Below are 17,352 nucleotides of genomic sequence, written 5' to 3' on the forward strand. Positions count from 1 at the left end.
GTGGCGCTGAATCAGGCCATGCTCGCCATGTCGCGCGATATGCGCAATACCCTCGACAGCCATCTGCAACAGCAGCGTCACAGCGAGAATCCGCAAGGATCGCTCAGCGTCTTTGGCGGCTATGCCGGGCAGCATTATGACTATGCCGGTAATCTGGTCGCGGGTAAGGGCAATGCCACCACCCATAACCTGACGCTGGGGGTTGATTATAAACTGACGGATAACTGGCTGTTGGGTGCGCTGATTTCCGGCTCCGATGATAACCAGCAACCGACGCCAGACTACGATTATAAAATGCGTGGCTGGCTGATCTCAGCTTACAGCGAGCTGGCCTTTTCCTCGGGTGGCTGGATCAATGCCGATCTGCATTTTGCCGCCGCCGACTATGACGATATCATCCGCCGCATCACCTTAGGCCCGGCTATCCGCAGTGAAAAAGGCAGTACTGACGGCAAGCAACTGGGCGCCCGGATTACCGCTGGCTGGGATTTCCCGGTAGCCAGCTGGCTGACCACCGGGCCAACGCTGCAATATGCGCTCGACTACAGCAAGGTGTCGGGCTACAGCGAACAGAGCGATTCTTTCACCGCCATGCGCTTTAACGATCAGACATACCATTCGCAGATTGGCGCGGTTGGCTGGCGTGTTGACTCGCAGCTTGGCTGGGTGAATCCCTGGGCGCAGGTCAGTTATAACCATCAGTTTGGCGATAATGTCTGGCGCGCAGGCGGTGGACTGAAATCAACCCAGACGTCGTTCACGCGTGACACCGCGCAACAGGACACCAACTGGGTTGATGTGAGTGTCGGCGCCAATGTGCCGCTGGGTAAAGATGTCGCCGCATTTGCCTCACTTTCTCAAACCGGAGGCCTCAGTTCGGGCGAACAATTTATGTATAATCTGGGCGTCAGCGCGCGCTTCTGATTTGGCTTTAAAACCAGTATCCATGCCGCTTCGCTGGCAATCAGGGCATCAAAAGTGAAGTTAAAATATTGCTAAATAATATAATTATCGGGCTAATCATAACTATGGAAATATTATGCAGTCCGATCTTGTTGTTATTCGTAATAAATTATTTGCCTTTTTGGCGTGCGCCGTCTTTATGGGAATGATGATGGGCCTGATTTTTATGGACGTGAACTGGATGAATAATGCGCTTCACGAGTCCTCTTTTACTGAAATTGCACAGGAAGTGATACTGGCGGCGATCGCGTCGTCATTTTTCATTGCCGCCGCGAGTCATGAGCAGTATCGCCCGAGCCTGATGCTGCTGGGGGGGTTCTTTGGCTGTATGCTCATTCGTGAGATGGACTTCCTGTTCGATGATATTCATCACGGGGCCTGGGTGTGGTTTGCCCTTGCGCTGGCCGCTTTTAGCCTGAGCAATGCCGTGCAGCATCCGGCAAAAACCCTGTCCGGTCTGGTGCATCTGCTGCAACATCCCGCGTGGAATATGATGGTTGCTGGTTTGCTGACGGTGCTGGTTTTCTCTCGTCTGTTTGGTATGCATCAGCTGTGGCAACATCTGATGCTGGACGGTTATAACCGCACGGTGAAAAATATCGCCGAAGAGGGCAGCGAATTGCTCGGTTATAGCTTCTGCCTGTTTGCCAGCGTACGTTATCTGTGGGAGCTGAAAACCGCCACGGTGAAAAAGCCCGCGATGGTGTGGCAGCAGCAAAACTAATTTATTGTCGCGATTACGACCTTCCGCGCCGGATTCAGGCGATCTCCCGGTCTAAAATTGTTAGAATCGCGGAAGGACGTTAACTGCTGTTCGCTCCCGCTGCTTTAAATTAACACCAACCAGAGACTGAGCCATGTCTGTCAAAATCTTAACCTCAACCATTATCGGCATGGATGCATTCCGTCATCACCCGCTGGAAGCGCTGGCGTCAGCGGAACAAGGCGCAGTCGCCGTGTTCGACAACAATGCGCCGGTACTGTATGCGGTCACGCCCGACAGGCTGGCAGAGCTGCTGGCTTTTGAAGCCGCCGCCGGTCAGACGCGTTCGGATGTGGCGCTGGAGGAGAGTCTGTTTGATGATGAGCTGGCTCACCCCGATGCGATTCCGGTTCCGGCCGGTAAATTCGCGATGTATCAGGGCTGGCAGCCGGATGCGGATTTTGTGCGTCTGGCAGCAATATGGGGCGTGGCGTTAAATTCAGCGGTCACGCCTGCCGAGCTGGCTTCGTTTGTCAGCTACTGGCAAGCGGAAGGTCGGGTGTTCCACCATGTCCAGTGGCAGCAAAAGCTGGCGCGCAGTATTCAGCTGAGCAGAGCGGCCAACGGTGGCCAGCAGAAACGGGATCTTAACCAACTTCCGGAACCTGACCAATCCATTCCTGATGGCTTTAGAGGTTTGCGATGAAAAACAGTAGCGATTTGCTGAAGCGTATGCAGCGCTTAATGCCTGCACATATCAAGCCGAGATTTAAGGACAGCGCCGAGCTGTTCGCCTGGAACCAGGAGCAGGGGCGTATTCGCTCGCAGGACATTGTGCGCGAAAACCGCGCGATGAAAATGCAGCGTATTCTTGGCCGTTCCGGCATTCGTGAACTGCATATTAACTGTTCCTTCGATAATTACCGCGTGGAAAGCCCGGAGCAGCAGTACGCGCTGGATTGTGCCCGGCAGTACGCGGAAGAGTTTGACGGTAGCATCGCCAGTTTTGTCTTCTCCGGTAAGCCGGGCACCGGCAAAAATCATCTGGCGGCGGCGATTGGTAACTATCTGATTTTGCGTGGGAAAAGTGTGCTGGTGGTGACGGTTGCCGATCTGATGTCCAATATGAAAGGCACCTTTAGCGGCAGCAGCGGCATTACTGAAGAGAGCTTGATCCACGATCTGAGTACCGTGGATTTGCTGGTGATCGATGAGATCGGCATGCAGACCGAATCACGCTATGAGAAGGTGATTATCAACCAGATTGTTGATCGTCGCTCCTCTTCCAAGCGCCCGACCGGGATGCTGTCTAACCTCGATATGGCGGGCATGAACACGCTGCTGGGTGAGCGCGTGATGGATCGTATGCGCCTCGGCAAAAGCCTGTGGGTACGCTTTAACTGGGACAGCTATCGCAGCCGCGTGACCGGTGATGAATATTGACGGGTCGCACCCCACAGGAGCCGTTTTCGGCTCCTGCTGCTAAACTTCGCCGATAATTAATCCGCGCGATTGCCCACCAGTTCTGTTACCAGGTTATTGACCCCATCGCTCATGGTGGTAAAACGGCTTAACGGCGAACGCGTCAACACCACAAATACGCCAACGTTATATTGCGGCACCATCGCCATATAGGTAATAAACCCGCCGCCACCGCCGGTTTTCTGAATAATTCCCGGACGTCCGTTCTTCGGCTGCATATAGACCCAGCCCATGCCAAGCGCGTCGGCTTTGCCCGGCACATCCATGCCTTCCAGTTTGGTTAACTGATTGCGGGAGTAAATCAGCGTCTGCAATCTGTCGGCCTGCGGGCTGCGCTGATGCACGTCCGAGGCGAGAAACTGTTGCATCCAGCGGGCAATATCGTCCGGCGTTGAGTAAATGCCGCCGCTGCCAATCGCCGCCAGCGTATTCACACAGGGGCTGGCCCCTTTTTCCGGCACCATCAGGCGTGCGCACTGGTCCGGTGACGGCGTGAAGGTGGTGTCTTTCATCCCCAGTGGGCGGGTGATTTTGCTGCTCAACAGATTTGGATACGTCATTCCGGAAGCGCGTACCAGCGCATCGCCGAGTAAATCATAGGCGAGGTTCGAGTAAGATGCGCTGACGCCCGGCGGCGTGGTCAGGCGGGCGGTTTGCAGCCAGTCCCAGCGTTCGGCACGGGTCGGCCAGACAAACACCGGGCGTACCGGTTTACCGCCCGGCTGTTCACGCGGCAGGCCGCTGGTGTGGGTCGCCAGATTGATCAGTCTGATCGGCTGACCGGCATAAGTAGGCACATTGCTGCCCGGAGGGGCAAATTTACTCAGCGGATCGTCAAGACGCAGACGCCCGTCCTCGGCCAGTTTCAGCAGCAGTTCGCTGGTCAGCAGCTTGCTGATCGACGCAATGCGGATCAGCGAGTCTTTTTGCGGCCTGACGTTATTGCCGGGGCGAGTATCGCCAAAACTGGTAAACACCCGTTGATTACCATCAATCGCCACCATCGCCATCCCGGTGGCCGCAGTGCCGTAGAAGATATGTTCCGCATAGCGATCAACGATTTGCGAAGCCAGTAGCGGATCGGGCGAGCTGTTTTGCTCGCTGCGTGCTGGCAAAGCGATAACCATCAAAGCCAGTAAAAAGGAGAGGGATGATTTCAACGGCGGTTTATCCAGATGGGTTAACAGAGAATAATCAGCATAGTAGTCATTTCTGTTAGGCCTGGCACTAATCATATTTTGCCGGGCGGCATTTTTTTAAGGCAGGTCACGCTAAACGATGGCTTATAGCGTCACCTCACCGAAACGTTCGCGATACTCCTTCGGCGTCGTGGCGTAGCTTTTCTTAAATACCGAATAGAAATATTGCAGTGACGGATAGCCACACATCTGCGAGATTTCATTGATCGACAGCGATGATGAAACCAGCAGAGTGCGCGCCTTTTCCAGCTTTTCACTGTGGATCAGCGCATGAATGGTTTCGCCGGTCTCATCTTTAAAGCGTTTTTCCAGATTGGAACGTGACATCCCCACCGCATCCAGCACCTGCTCCACTTTGATCCCCTTGCAGGCATTAAAGCGAATGTAATGCATCGCCTGAATCACCGCCGGATCGTACAACGAACGATAGTCCGTGGAACGGCGCTCAATCACTTTCACCGGCGGCACCAGAATGCGTTGTAACGGCAGCGGTTGCTTATCCAGCAGGCGATGCAGCAGCTTGGCGGCCTGATACCCCATCTGTCGCGATCCCTGCGCCACCGATGACAGCGCCACGCGCGACAGATAGCGCGTCAGCTCTTCATTATCAATGCCAATCACACACAGTTTTTCCGGCACCGGAATTTTCAGATGTTCGCAAACCTGCAACAGATGGCGCGCACGTGCATCGGTCACCGCAATAATGCCGGTTTGCGGCGGCAGGGTTTGCACCCAGTCGGCAAGGCGGTTTTGCGCATGCTGCCAGTTTTCCGGCGCGGTCTCCATGCCCTGATACACCACGCCCTGATAACGCTCCTGCGCCACCCGTTGCCGGAAAGCGTACTCACGCTCCTGCGCCCAGCGCTTGCCGCTCGACAGCGGTAAACCGTAAAACGCAAAGCGATGCACGCCTTTCTCTTTTAAATGCGAAAAGGCGCTTTCGACTAATGCGGCGTTATCCGTCGCAATGTAATGCACCGGCGGATAATCTTCCGGGCGATGATACGAACCGCCGACGCCAACAATCGGCACATCAACCTGTTGCAGCAGTGATTCAATCTGTTTGTCGTCGTAATCGGCGATCACGCCGTCGCCCAGCCATTCGCGAATATTGTCGATGCGGCAGCGGAAATCCTCTTCAATAAAGATATCCCAGTCGCTTTGCGAAGCCTGCAAATATTCGCCAACGCCCTCGACCACCTGGCGGTCATAGACTTTATTGGCATTAAACAACAGAGTGATGCGAAAACGTTTCTCAACCATGGCGGCTTTCCCGGAGTGAATCACCCCATTTCAATAACACGCCGCCATAACCAGCAGAAAAAAATTAGCGAGTCATGTGATCGATATCGATAATCAGACGCGGCGTTTGGTTGCTGAGTCCATCCACACCGCCAGCAGCAGAATCGCGCCTTTAACGATGTACTGCCAGAACGTCGGCACATCCATCATGCTCATACCGTTATCCAGCGACGCCATAATAAACGCGCCCATCACCGCCCCGGCCACCGTGCCGATGCCACCCGCCAGACTGGTGCCGCCAATTACGCAGGCGGCAATCGCATCCAGTTCGGCGATATTACCGGCGGAAGGCGAACCCGCACCAAGGCGTGAGCTGAGAATTAAACCGGCAATTGCCACCATCAGGCCGTTTATCGCGAATACCGCCATTTTGGTGCGGGCGACATTGATACCCGATAACCGCGCGGCATCGAGGTTGCCACCAATGGCATAAATCCTTCGGCCAAAGGCGGTGCGTGTCGCCATAAACATCCCGGCCAGCAGCAGCAGGCAAAGGATCAGCACTGGCGTCGGGACACCACGATAATCGTTCAGCAGCCAGATCGCGCCCAGCACCAGAATCGCGGTCAGCGACTGACGCGTCACCGAACCGGTGGCGGAAGCCTGCGGCAGACCCATGCTTTGACGACGCAGGCGTAAACGCCACTGCCAGCCGATAAACAGCAGCAGCCCGACCACGCCAAAGCCAAAACCGATGCCGTCGGGGAGATAGCTCTGGCCAATCTGTGACATCGCCGGGCTGGTGGGCGCAACGGTTGTGCCGTTGGTAATACCGACCAGAATGCCGCGAAACGCCAGCATACCGGCGAGCGTGACGATAAACGACGGCACTTTGCGATACGCCACCCACCAGCCGTTCCACGCGCCGAGCAGCAGACCCAGCGCCAGCGTCACCAGAATAGTCAGCGGTAGCGGCCAGCCCAGCCAGACGTCAAAGATCGCCGCCACGCCGCCCAGCAGTCCCATCATCGAGCCAACCGACAGGTCAATTTCGGCGGAGATAATCACAAACACCATGCCGACCGCCAGAATGCCGGTTATCGCGGTCTGGCGCAGCAGGTTAGAAATATTACGTGCGCTGAGGTAAGCACCGTCGGTCATCCAGGTAAAAAACAGCATAATCAGCAGGATCGCGGCCAGCATCACCAGTACCTGGAAATTAAGCAGTCGAAACTTACCGGTGGATGCGCTCGCCGCTGGCGATAACAGACTGCGCTGAGTCGAATCGGTCTTAAGCATAGTGTTCGCTCCGAAGTGCCGCTTCCATCACCTGTTCCTGGGTCAGGTTCTGGTTAACTAAGTCGGCTTTAATTTGCCCCTGGTGCATTACCAGCACGCGATCGCTTAATCCCAACACCTCCGGCAGTTCTGAGGAGATAACAATAATCGCAATGCCTTGCTGTACCAGCTGATTGATCAGTTTATAGATTTCATATTTGGCACCGATATCGATGCCGCGAGTCGGTTCATCAAGAATCAGGATGCGCGGATTGAGCAGCAGGCATTTGGCCAGCACGGCTTTTTGCTGATTGCCACCGCTCAGCCGACCAATCGGCAGTTCCGGCGACGAGGTCTTCACTTTCAGCCGTACCAGCGCCTGCTGGATTGCCTGCTGTTCCTGTGCATCGTTAAGCGTGGAAAGTGCGCCGCTGAACTGATCGAGCGCGGCGAGAGTGATATTTTTGCCCACGCCCATCACCGGCACAATGCCGTCCTTTTTACGATCTTCCGGCACCATCGCAATGCCCTGCGCCAGCGCATGCTGGCAGTCAGTAATGGTTACCGCTTTGCCATCGATCATAATCTGGCCCTGCCAGCGGCCGGGCCAGACGCCAAACAGACACTGGACAGTTTCGGTACGACCGGCACCCACCAGCCCGGCAATGCCGAGAATTTCGCCGCGATGCAGTCTGAACGAGACGTTATCGACCCGTTTTATCTGCCGGTTAACCGGATGCCACGCCGTCAGGTTTTCCACCCGCAGAATTTCGCTGCCAATTTGATGCGGTTCATTGGGATAGAGCGAAGTCAGCTCACGACCCACCATCATGGTGATAATGTCATCTTCACTCATAACCGCGGCGCCACGCGTGCCGATATGTTTGCCATCGCGGATGACGCAGATGGTGTCGGAGATGGCTTTCACTTCATTCAGTTTGTGCGAGATATAGACGCAGGCGATACCGTGCTCGCGCAGATTGTTAATGATCGCCAGCAGTACCTCGGTTTCCTGCTCGGTCAGTGAGGCCGTCGGCTCATCAAGAATCAACAGGCGCACCTGCTTATTCAGCGCCCGGGCGATTTCCACCAGTTGCTGCTGGCCCAGTCCCAGTTCGCCGACGCGGGTATCCGGCGACACATCGAGTTTGACCCGTGCCAGCAACTGCTGGCAGCGCAGCGTCATGGTTTCATCGTCCACCATGCCGTAGCGGGTCAGTTCCGCGCCGAGAAAGATGTTTTCCAGCACCGTCAGCTGGCGCACTAACGCCAGCTCCTGATGAATAATCACGATACCTCTGCGCTCGGTATCGCGAATACCGCTGGCCTGCATCTCATCACCGGCAAACAGAATTGTGCCCTGATACTCGCCGGCGGGATAAAGACCGCACAACACTTTCATCAGCGTCGATTTACCCGAGCCGTTTTCACCGCACAGCGACAGCACTTCACCGGCTTGCAGACTGAGGCTGACATCATCGACCGCTTTAACCGCGCCAAACAGCTTGGTGATATTTTTCATTTCCAGCAGCGTTGTCACTGTGACCTCCGCAGATTAGCCATCACGAGGACACCGCCAGCGGCAGGCTGGCGGTCACAGGAACCGTCAGAGATCGCTTTTCTGGTGGAAACCGTCGGCGACGACGGTACTGTCGATATTGCTTTTATCCACCGCAATCGGCTCGAGTAAAAAGGCGGGGACGTCTTTCAGGCCGTTATTCAGTCTGGCATTGGACTCGGGTTGTTTATCGTTACCCAGCTCTACGGCGATTTTTGCCGCTTCGTCAGCCAGTTTGCTGATCGGCTTATACACCGTCATGGTCTGGGTTCCGCTATTAATGCGCTTGATGGCCGCCAGGTCGGCATCCTGGCCGGAAATCTGCACCTTGCCTGCCAGTCCCTGGGCGCTTAACGCCTGGATGGCACCACCGGCGGTGGCATCATTTGATGCCACGACCGCATCAATTTTATTGCTGTTAGCGGTGAGCGCATTTTCCATGATTTTCAGCGCGTTCTCCGGTAACCAGGCATCAACCCACTGATCGCCCACCACCTTGATTTTGCCCGCGTCGATAAGCGGCTTAAGCACCTTCATCTGGCCATCGCGGAACAGACGGGCATTATTGTCCACCGGCGAGCCGCCCATCAGGAAATAATTACCCTGTGGCACGCGCTCAACCAGACTTTTCGCCTGCATTTCCCCGACTTTTTCGTTATCGAAAGAGATATAAAAATCGATGTCGGCATTATTAATCATGCGGTCGTAGGCTAATACTTTAATTCCTTCGCGTTTGGCTTCGGCAATAACATTACTTAACACCTGGCCGTTATAAGGAATAATGACCAGCACATCGACGCCACGGTTAATCATATTTTCTATTTGTGACATTTGCGTTTCTTCATTACCGTTAGCTGACTGTACAAATACTTTTGCACCCAGCGATTCGGCTTTTTTAACAAATATGTCACGATCTTTTTGCCAGCGTTCAAGACGCAGGTCATCGATGGCCATTCCGATTTTGACTTCTTTTGCGCTCGCGGTCTGGCCGATCAGCGCCAGCGCGGCACATACCGCCAGTAAAGCGTGTTTAATCTTCATCGTCGTCACCTTGTGGGTTGGCTGCTTTTGACAATCGCATAGTCAGGCGGATGAATTGTTATCACAGACGTTTCTCACGGCAATTACAGATTTTCCTCCTGACGTTATGTTTTTTGGTTTATTTGCGAAACTATGACGGCGATCGTCTTTTCTCGCGTATCGGCCAGATTTGGTTATTTTGAGAGCTGGCGCACATTTAATAATTATCTTAATCCGGGTGTGAAATAACGTAATTGAGTGGATGCCGTTGCGATAACACAATCAGCGCAAGTTAACGGTTTTATTAAATGGCAACCTTGAGGAGCCGGATATGCACGCTTATTTTGACAAGCTGGATGGTGTTCGTTACGAAGGAACGCAAAGTACTAACCCGCTGGCGTTTCGTCACTACAATCCCGATGAGATGATTCTGGGCAAGCGTATGGCCGATCATCTGCGATTTGCCGCTTGTTACTGGCACAGCTTTTGCTGGAATGGTGCTGATATGTTTGGCGTCGGGGCGTTTGACCGTCCATGGCAGCAGCCGGGCGATGCGCTGGAGCTGGCAAAACGCAAAGCGGATGTTGCATTTGAATTTTTCCAGAAACTGAACGTGCCGTACTACTGCTTCCATGATGTCGATGTGTCGCCAGAAGGCGATTCACTGCACAGCTATCTGGAAAACTTTGCGGTAATGACCGATGTTTTGCTGGAAAAGCAGCAGCAGAGCGGCGTTAAGCTGCTGTGGGGCACGGCAAACTGTTTTACCCATCCACGTTATGGTGCCGGTGCGGCCACCAACCCGAATCCTGACGTGTTTGCCTGGGCTGCGGCGCAGGTTAACAGTGCGATGAATGCCACTCATAAACTGGGCGGTGAGAACTATGTACTGTGGGGCGGACGAGAAGGCTACGAAACGCTGCTGAATACCGACCTGCGTCAGGAACGTGAGCAGATTGGTCGTTTTATGCAGATGGTGGTTGAGCATAAACACAAAATTGGTTTCCAGGGCACCTTACTGATTGAGCCAAAACCGCAGGAGCCGACCAAGCATCAGTATGATTATGATGTGGCAACGGTGTATGGCTTCCTGAAACAGTTCGGGCTGGAAAAAGAGATTAAGGTTAACGTTGAGGCGAACCACGCCACGCTGGCCGGTCACTCTTTCCACCATGAAATTGCCAGCGCCATCGCCCTGGGAATTTTTGGGTCGGTTGATGCCAACCGTGGCGATCCGCAGCTCGGCTGGGACACCGATCAGTTCCCGATCAGCGTGGAAGAGAACGCGCTGGTGATGTATGAGATCGTTAAAGCCGGCGGATTTACCACCGGCGGGTTAAACTTTGATGCCAAAATTCGTCGGCAAAGCACCGATAAATATGACCTTTTCTACGGCCATATCGGCGCGATGGACACCATGGCGCTGGCGCTGAAAGTGGCGGCGCGGATGATTGAGGCGGGTGAACTGGATAAGCGTGTGGCGCAGCGCTACAGCGGCTGGAATGGCGAGCTGGGCCAGCAGATCCTGACCGGTGAATATTCACTGGCGGCGCTGGCGCAGCATGCACAGCAGCAGAATCTAAACCCACAGCATCAAAGTGGACGTCAGGAACAGCTGGAGAATCTGGTGAATCACTATCTGTTCGACAAATAACCGCACGAAGGGGCAGGCAATATGGTTATCGGCATCGATTTAGGCACGTCGGGTGTGAAAGTGGTCTTGCTGGACACCGCAGGGCAGGTGCTGGCCAGTAAAACGGAAAAACTCAGCGTGTCGCGGCCAAAAGCGCTCTGGAGTGAGCAGGATCCCGAAAGCTGGTGGCAGGCGACCGACAAGGCGTTACAGGCGCTGGCGGCGGAGCAGGATCTCAGTCAGGTGCAGGCCATCGGGCTGAGTGGTCAGATGCACGGTGCCACGCTACTTGATGCGCAGCATCAGGTGCTGCGTCCGGCGATGTTATGGAATGACGGACGCAGCGCGGCGCAGTGTCGCGAACTGGAAGAGGCCGTCAGCGACTCACGGCAGATTACCGGCAACCTGATGATGCCGGGTTTTACCGCGCCAAAGTTGCTGTGGGTCAAACAGCATCAGCCGGAGATTTTCACTCAGGTCGCTAAAGTTTTGCTGCCAAAAGACTATCTGCGTTTTCGTCTGACCGGTGAGTTTGCCACTGATATGTCCGATGCGGCGGGCACCTTGTGGCTGGATATGGCGGCGCGCGACTGGAACGACGCATTGCTGAATGCGTGCGGGCTAAGCCGTGAACAGATGCCTGCCCTGTTTGAAGGCTGTCAGATTACCGGTCATTTAAGCCCGCAGGTGGCCGCCCGCTGGGGCATGTCCTCAATACCGGTGGTTGCCGGTGGCGGCGACAATGCCGCTGGCGCGTTGGGGGTGGGCATGTTTCAGCCCGGCCAGGCGATGCTGTCGCTCGGGACTTCGGGGGTCTATTTTGTCGTCAGTGACGGTTTTCGCAGTAATCCGCAAAGCGCGGTGCACAGTTTCTGCCATGCATTGCCGCAGCGCTGGCATCTGATGTCGGTGATGCTCAGCGCGGCTTCCTGCCTCGACTGGGCGGCACAGCTCAGCGGCTGCGAGGACGTGCCGCAACTGCTGGCGGAAGCGGAACAGGCGCAGACCGATCTGCCGCCGGTATGGTTTCTGCCTTATCTTTCCGGTGAGCGCACGCCGCACAATAATCCCGAGGCCAAAGGCGTATTTTTTGGCTTTACCCATCAGCATCGCCGCCCGGAACTGGCGCGTGCGGTGCTGGAGGGCGTCGGCTTTGCGCTGGCGCAGGGGATGGCGGTGCTGCATGACACCGGGGTGAAACCGCAAACCATTATGTTGATTGGCGGCGGCGCGCGCAGTCCGTTCTGGCGACAGATGTTGGCCGATATCAGCGGTCAGACGCTGGACTATTGCACCGGCGGTGATGTCGGCCCGGCGCTGGGCGCGGCGCGGCTGGCGTTGATTGCACTGCATCCGCACACCCCGCTGGCAGAGCTATTACCGACCTTACCCCTTGAGCAGCGGCACCAGCCTGATGTCGCTCGCCATCAACAGTATCAGGCGCAGCGCGAGACGTTTGCCCGGTTGTATCAACAGCTTGAACCTTTGATGTAGCGGCGGGGTTTTCGACGTGCGTGGCAGGGATTAGCACCTGTTTGTCATCAGGACGGGCGGCGAGAAGCCTGATAAGTCGCTCGCCCGCTTTCAGGATGTGGCGCAACAGCTCATTGTACTGAGGCAGTTGCTCCCCGGGCATCGTTACTGGCGATTTTTCTCGTTTCTGGATTAGCGATTCCGTGCACAAAAAAGGATCTCAAAAAACCCTTCTGATTTTGCTGATCGTTATGCCCTACCACTCGCCATATGGATAGGTTTTCCCTTTGATGAACTCGGGTGTCTTTCCGTAATAAACATAGCCATTAGGATGTTTCGTTATCCCCTTGCATATCAGCATATCATCCCCGGTCAGGGTGAGCTGCCGGGCGGGATGCTGAAGCACTACAGGATCGCCGTTATTCTCAAGCCAGACCCGCACGGTTCCTCCCGGGGCCAGTCCGATAATCATGTTATCCCGGTAATACGTTTTTCCCGGACGATAGGTATCAGGATAGGCCGCGAGCATCTGCTGCCAGGTCTCCCGGCTGAACCAGATCTCCGTCTCATACGCCTTTTTATCGATAACCGAGTCCCAGCACACCGTCATCCTGACCGGCACCCTCCGGCACTGAACGACTTTTCCGGTACCGTGAATGTTGGTCCGGTGAGAGTTATCCCCAATAATTTCATACCGGTAATAGCCGATATTGCCCGGTGCGTCTTTCTCGTCTTCGACCATAAAAAATATCTTTAATTTGAAAGGCTAAATCCGGTCCATCATACCCCAAGCAAAATCAACGCTCTTTCTTCGGAACATGGCGCAGGGTTCCGCGATGGTCAGGGCTGGCCACGTCAGCCTGCTCCTTGTGTGGTCGGTAAAACCTGTAACCCATGTGGCACCCCGACAAAAACGGGTGACAGGAATTCTTAAGTGACCAGCATTTGCTGAAAATGGCTCCCCAGCCCCATTAATCCGTCCTGAACCCTGCCGGTTATGTCCGTTTTTGGCCTTCATCACCGGCAAGATTCCCGTCATTATTGAGCTGAACCCATCTGACGAGGCGTCCTGAAATGTCCAAAACTGCACTGTTACTGATCGATAACCAGCAATCTTTTTATCAGCGTGGCTATTCAGAAACCGCGGAAACGCCGGCCTTTGAGCAGAAGATCAGCCAGCTGATCGTCGGCTGTCAGCAAAAAGGCATTCCACTGATCGATGTGTTTCATGTTGAGGCGGAAGGGCCGTTTTCACGTGAATCAGGGTTAGTCGAACGCCTGCCTTTTTTACATCACCAGGCAGATAAAACCTTCTATAAACACGTGCATAACGCATTGACGGAGTCGGGTCTGGAAAGCTGGCTGCGTGAACAGCAAATTACCGAGGTGATCATTAGCGGGCTGCGTACCGAACAGTGTTGCGAAACCACCGCGCGCGTTGCCTCGGATTTAGGGTATAACGTCATTTATATCACTGAAGCGACGCTGACTTTTCCGATTACCCATAATGGGGTGACGCTAAGCGTGGCGGATTTACGCCATCATACCGAAAGTGTGTTAATCAACCGCTTCGCGAAGATTCGTACCGTGGAACAATGCCTACAGGAGCTTGAATAATATGTCGATTCCGGTGTGGTTTTTGACGTTACCGGGCGTAATGATGCTGGATGTTACCGGTCCGGCGGAAACGCTGAAGCTGGCAAAAGGCGCGTTTTCTCTGCGCTATATTGGTCCGCAGGAAACGGTCACTACCTCCACCGATATGACCATCAGCAGGGTTGAGCCGTTGCCGGAAAGTTTACCGGACGGCAGCTTGCTGGTGGTGCCCGGCTCATTCGACTCCACCGTCTGGTTTGATACGCCGCAGGCGCTGACCGCGCGTAACTGGTTGATGCAGCTACAACCGGCGATTTATGCGCGCAACATCACGCTGGTATGTGTCTGTTCCGGTACGCTGCTGGCGGCACGCGCCGGTTTGATGCAAGGCGTGCAGTGCACCACCCACCATGAAGTGCTGGCGCGACTGAAAGCCGCCGATCCCCGTGCATTAGTCAAAGAAAACCGTATTTTCATCGAAGATCGCGGTATCTGGACCAGCGCCGGGATCACTGCTGGCATCGATCTGGCGCTGCATCTGATTCATCGTTTGTGTGGTGCACAAATGGCGCTGGATGTGGCACGGGAAATGGTGGTCTATTTTCGCCGATCGGGTGACGATCCACAGCTATCGCCATGGTTGAGTCACCGAAATCACCTTAACCCGGCAATTCATCGTGCGCAGGATTTACTGATTCAGCATCCGGAGAAAAGCTGGCAGCTGGACGAGATTGCCGGGCGCGTGCATGTCAGTGCGCGCCACCTCACGCGGCTGTTTCGTCAGCATCTCGGCATCAGTGTGCGCGACTATCATGAGCAACTGCGCCTGGCGGTGGCGCAGCAGCGCGTTACACAGGGCGAAAGCGCTGAACGCGCGGCGCTGGCGGCCGGATTTTCATCGTCGCGACAGCTGCGGCGTGCGGCGTTGCGCTGGCAGGTTGAATAGTGATGATAACTTATTGATTAAATTTATAAAAATTGATTTGCTCAACGGCTGATAAACCGTGTGATATGCCTACTCCCCCTTCACTGGAGTCATATTATGTCAGTCAGCATTGCAGGATTTAACGGTGAGCGTCGCGATCCAGTCAGCGGTGTTACGCATCTTGGAAATGGTTATCGTGCTTACAATTCACAATTGATGCGTTTTCACTCTCCCGATAGCTGGAGTCCGTTTGGTGACGGAGGGATTAACCCTTACGTTTACTGCGTTGGGGACCCGATAAACCGCGCCGACCCTGGTGGGCATTTGAGCTGGCAGGCCGGTCTGGGAATCGGACTGAGCATTCTGGGACTTTTGAGCGCAGCATTTACCGCTGACTTCTCGCTGATTGCGGTGGCGGGTATCAATGGCGCATTAGCCAGTGTCAGCACTCTGGATTTGCTGAGCGGCGCGGCGTCGATGGTCGGAGATATCAGCGGCATTGTCAGTGGCGTCAGTGAGCGGAAAGAGCCAAAGCTGTCTGCCATCAGCGGCTGGATATCCATGGCAGCCGGTGTACTTTCACTGGGATCCGGGCTGCTATCCGTCGCCAGCCGGAAGTTGTCGATGATGGAGCATTCAGCACCGCCGGAGGTCATCCATCTGGGCAGTGATATCAGAAACATCCGGCCTGTTGGCCGAACTTCAGGACCAGGCAATTTTCGCAGCTTTATCTTCGAAGATACTTACAAAGAACGCCCCCGCATCAATATTATTGTGCATGGCGAACTGCTGCCAAATTTTCCTATATCAGTGGGTTTCATCGACCAGGAGCGATCCATTCCCTTGTCCGGAGCAGAACTGGCCAACTGGATGAAAGATGAAATGGGTATACGTTTTAATCAATATGGTTATGCGCGAACGCTAAGCTGCTATTCCGCCAACGGTGGAATATTCAGCTTTGCGAGTGGATTTTCCAGAAGCGCACAACTGCCGACAAAAGGCTTCCTTGGCAGCGTCACTGTGGCATCATCATCAGCACTCAGAAAAGCGATAGATTATGTGTCGGATACCGCGACGGTTAGCAATCCACAGGGGTATATAAGCAGCTTCCTGCAATACTTTAAAGAAAACCAGGCTGAAGAACGCATCATCGAAGTGATGAAAAATACGGAAGAATTCAACTATCGACCGAAAAAATTTAACTACCCGTAGGCATAAAAGCACTTAACTCACCAGATGATGTTTATCAATCCGACGCAGGCCCAGCGCCAGCAGCCAGCTACCGCCAAGAGTAATGGCGAATATTAGCGGAATATCCAGTAGCGGCTGGCCGGTATGATCGAGATCGTGGGTGCGCATATAGTGAATAAACAGCGCATGGAAGCCGTAAATCGGCAGGGAATTGCGCGAGATGGTGGCTAAAATCGGCAATGGTCGCTGATTCAGGCAGTTTTTAAACAGCACCAGCAGGCTAAGCGCAGCGATAAACACCAGCGGACCACAGTACAGATACCAGGTATCGGAGAACGCGCCGTTAACCTGCAACTCTTTGCGCGTGCCGAGAGAAATGCCCACCACACAAGCCACAAATAATGCGCCAGCCAGCCAGCTGATAGCGCGCTTTTCGGTATTCATCGTGCCAATTGCGCGTCCCAGCAATGCATACAGCACGTAGTAAAAGGTATCGCCATTGATATACAGATTGATCGGTAGCCAGTGAAAAGGGCCAACCGACTGATCAACGGTGTTCGGGTTTGCCACCACCGCGACGATAAGCACCAATATAGCCACATAGCGCGCGCTCACCGTTTTAACCTGAATCAGCGGCGACAGCAGGTAAATCACGATAATCGCGAAGAAAAACCACAGGTGATAAAACACCGGTTTTTGCAGTAAATGCCTGATGGAAATCGCTTCGCTGATCGGCGTCATAAACGTGATATAAGCCAGTGCTATCGCACTGTAAAACAGCAGGCACAGCGCGATACGCAGGAAATGGCGGTTTTGCGCGCTGCGCTCGCCGAAGAACAGATAACCCGAAATCATAAAGAAAATCGGTACGCAGACTCGCGAGGCGGAATTCAGCAGATTGGCAATATCCCAATGGAATTCGGCAACCTGTGGACTGTTGGTGATATACCAGGTGGTGGTATGGATCATAATCACCATCAGGCAGGCCACGGCGCGTAAATTATCTATCCAGCCAATCTTTTGCTGCATTACTTCCTCTTTTTACTGGCGCATCAATGCGTAACAAGAGGTTAGCCAGGCGACGGCTAT

16 protein-coding genes and 1 pseudogene are annotated in these 17,352 nt (G+C 54.4%); 10 read left to right on the forward strand and 7 right to left on the reverse strand.

All coding sequences use genetic code 11. The features are described from left to right. From NG42_RS23325 to dnaC, 4 genes are all read left to right on the forward strand, one after another. Positions 1 to 924, forward strand: a 924-nt coding sequence (locus NG42_RS23325; protein WP_052898207.1) for an autotransporter outer membrane beta-barrel domain-containing protein, incomplete at its 5' end; no start/stop codon positions are given. 115 nt (positions 925 to 1,039) lie between these two features. Continuing rightward, positions 1,040 to 1,687 (forward strand): hypothetical protein, encoded by a 648-nt coding sequence (locus NG42_RS04265; protein ID WP_052898040.1) that lies wholly within the window; start codon positions 1,040 to 1,042, stop codon positions 1,685 to 1,687. Between the two features lie 133 nt (positions 1,688 to 1,820). Further along, a complete protein-coding gene (dnaT, locus tag NG42_RS04270) occupies positions 1,821 to 2,372 on the forward strand; it encodes a primosomal protein DnaT (RefSeq protein ID WP_052898041.1) in 552 nt (183 codons plus the stop codon). Further along, positions 2,369 to 3,109 (forward strand): replicative helicase loader DnaC, encoded by a 741-nt coding sequence (gene dnaC, locus NG42_RS04275; protein ID WP_052898042.1) that lies wholly within the window; start codon positions 2,369 to 2,371, stop codon positions 3,107 to 3,109. Before dnaT ends, dnaC begins: the two co-directional genes overlap by 4 nt. Before the next feature lie 56 nt (positions 3,110 to 3,165). On the opposite strand, the gene ampH is transcribed toward dnaC, so the two are convergent. From ampH to xylF, 5 genes are all read right to left on the reverse strand, one after another. Beyond that, positions 3,166 to 4,383, reverse strand: a complete 1,218-nt coding sequence (gene ampH, locus NG42_RS04280) for a D-alanyl-D-alanine-carboxypeptidase/endopeptidase AmpH (protein WP_072133236.1) — start codon at positions 4,381 to 4,383, stop codon at positions 3,166 to 3,168. A gap of 48 nt (positions 4,384 to 4,431) precedes the next feature. Continuing rightward, entirely contained in the window at positions 4,432 to 5,610 is a 1,179-nt protein-coding gene (gene xylR, locus NG42_RS04285) for a D-xylose utilization transcriptional activator XylR (protein WP_052898043.1), read from the reverse strand. A 93-nt stretch (positions 5,611 to 5,703) separates the two neighbouring features. Next, positions 5,704 to 6,888 carry a xylose ABC transporter permease XylH gene (gene xylH, locus NG42_RS04290; protein ID WP_052898044.1) on the reverse strand — a complete coding sequence of 395 codons (1,185 nt, stop codon included), beginning with the start codon at positions 6,886 to 6,888 and terminating at the stop codon, positions 5,704 to 5,706. Continuing rightward, the gene (locus tag NG42_RS04295; RefSeq protein WP_156322120.1) at positions 6,881 to 8,407 is read right to left on the reverse strand and encodes a xylose ABC transporter ATP-binding protein; all 1,527 of its coding nucleotides are present in this window, start codon (positions 8,405 to 8,407) and stop codon (positions 6,881 to 6,883) included. The genes xylH and NG42_RS04295 overlap by 8 nt, the downstream gene beginning before the upstream one ends. Before the next feature lie 66 nt (positions 8,408 to 8,473). Further along, a complete protein-coding gene (gene xylF / locus NG42_RS04300) occupies positions 8,474 to 9,466 on the reverse strand; it encodes a D-xylose ABC transporter substrate-binding protein (RefSeq protein ID WP_052898045.1) in 993 nt (330 codons plus the stop codon). Between the two features lie 310 nt (positions 9,467 to 9,776). On the opposite strand from xylF, the gene xylA reads away from it, so the two are divergent. Next, the gene (xylA, locus tag NG42_RS04305; protein WP_052898046.1) at positions 9,777 to 11,099 is read left to right on the forward strand and encodes a xylose isomerase; all 1,323 of its coding nucleotides are present in this window, start codon (positions 9,777 to 9,779) and stop codon (positions 11,097 to 11,099) included. 21 nt (positions 11,100 to 11,120) lie between these two features. Next, positions 11,121 to 12,572, forward strand: a complete 1,452-nt coding sequence (gene xylB / locus NG42_RS04310) for a xylulokinase (protein WP_052898047.1) — start codon at positions 11,121 to 11,123, stop codon at positions 12,570 to 12,572. A gap of 235 nt (positions 12,573 to 12,807) precedes the next feature. On the opposite strand, the gene NG42_RS04315 is transcribed toward xylB, so the two are convergent. After that, a complete protein-coding gene (locus NG42_RS04315) occupies positions 12,808 to 13,293 on the reverse strand; it encodes a DUF2931 family protein (protein WP_082203829.1) in 486 nt (161 codons plus the stop codon). Positions 13,294 to 13,625: 332 nt separating this feature from the next. Here NG42_RS04315 and NG42_RS04320 point away from each other — a divergent pair, with 332 nt between their 5' ends. The 4 genes and pseudogenes from NG42_RS04320 to NG42_RS04330 all read left to right on the forward strand — a co-directional run bounded on the left by NG42_RS04320 (position 13,626) and on the right by NG42_RS04330 (position 16,284). Beyond that, positions 13,626 to 14,168, forward strand: a complete 543-nt coding sequence (locus NG42_RS04320) for an isochorismatase family protein (protein ID WP_052898048.1) — start codon at positions 13,626 to 13,628, stop codon at positions 14,166 to 14,168. 1 nt (position 14,169) lies between these two features. Next, on the forward strand, positions 14,170 to 15,093 hold the full coding sequence (locus tag NG42_RS04325) for a GlxA family transcriptional regulator (protein WP_052898049.1): 924 nt from the start codon (positions 14,170 to 14,172) through the stop codon (positions 15,091 to 15,093). 96 nt (positions 15,094 to 15,189) lie between these two features. Next, a pseudogene (locus NG42_RS23835) lies at positions 15,190 to 15,336 on the forward strand (RHS repeat-associated core domain-containing protein); the annotation flags it as partial. 60 nt (positions 15,337 to 15,396) lie between these two features. Next, positions 15,397 to 16,284: a hypothetical protein gene (locus NG42_RS04330; protein ID WP_241488301.1), complete on the forward strand. Its 888-nt coding sequence runs from the start codon at positions 15,397 to 15,399 to the stop codon at positions 16,282 to 16,284. Positions 16,285 to 16,296: 12 nt separating this feature from the next. On the opposite strand, the gene NG42_RS04335 is transcribed toward NG42_RS04330, so the two are convergent. Then, on the reverse strand, positions 16,297 to 17,292 hold the full coding sequence (locus tag NG42_RS04335) for an acyltransferase (RefSeq protein WP_052898050.1): 996 nt from the start codon (positions 17,290 to 17,292) through the stop codon (positions 16,297 to 16,299). Positions 17,293 to 17,352: the final 60 nt, after the last annotated feature.

It is taken from the genome of Winslowiella iniecta, from assembly GCF_001267535.1.
GTDB lineage: Bacteria > Pseudomonadota > Gammaproteobacteria > Enterobacterales > Enterobacteriaceae > Erwinia > Erwinia iniecta.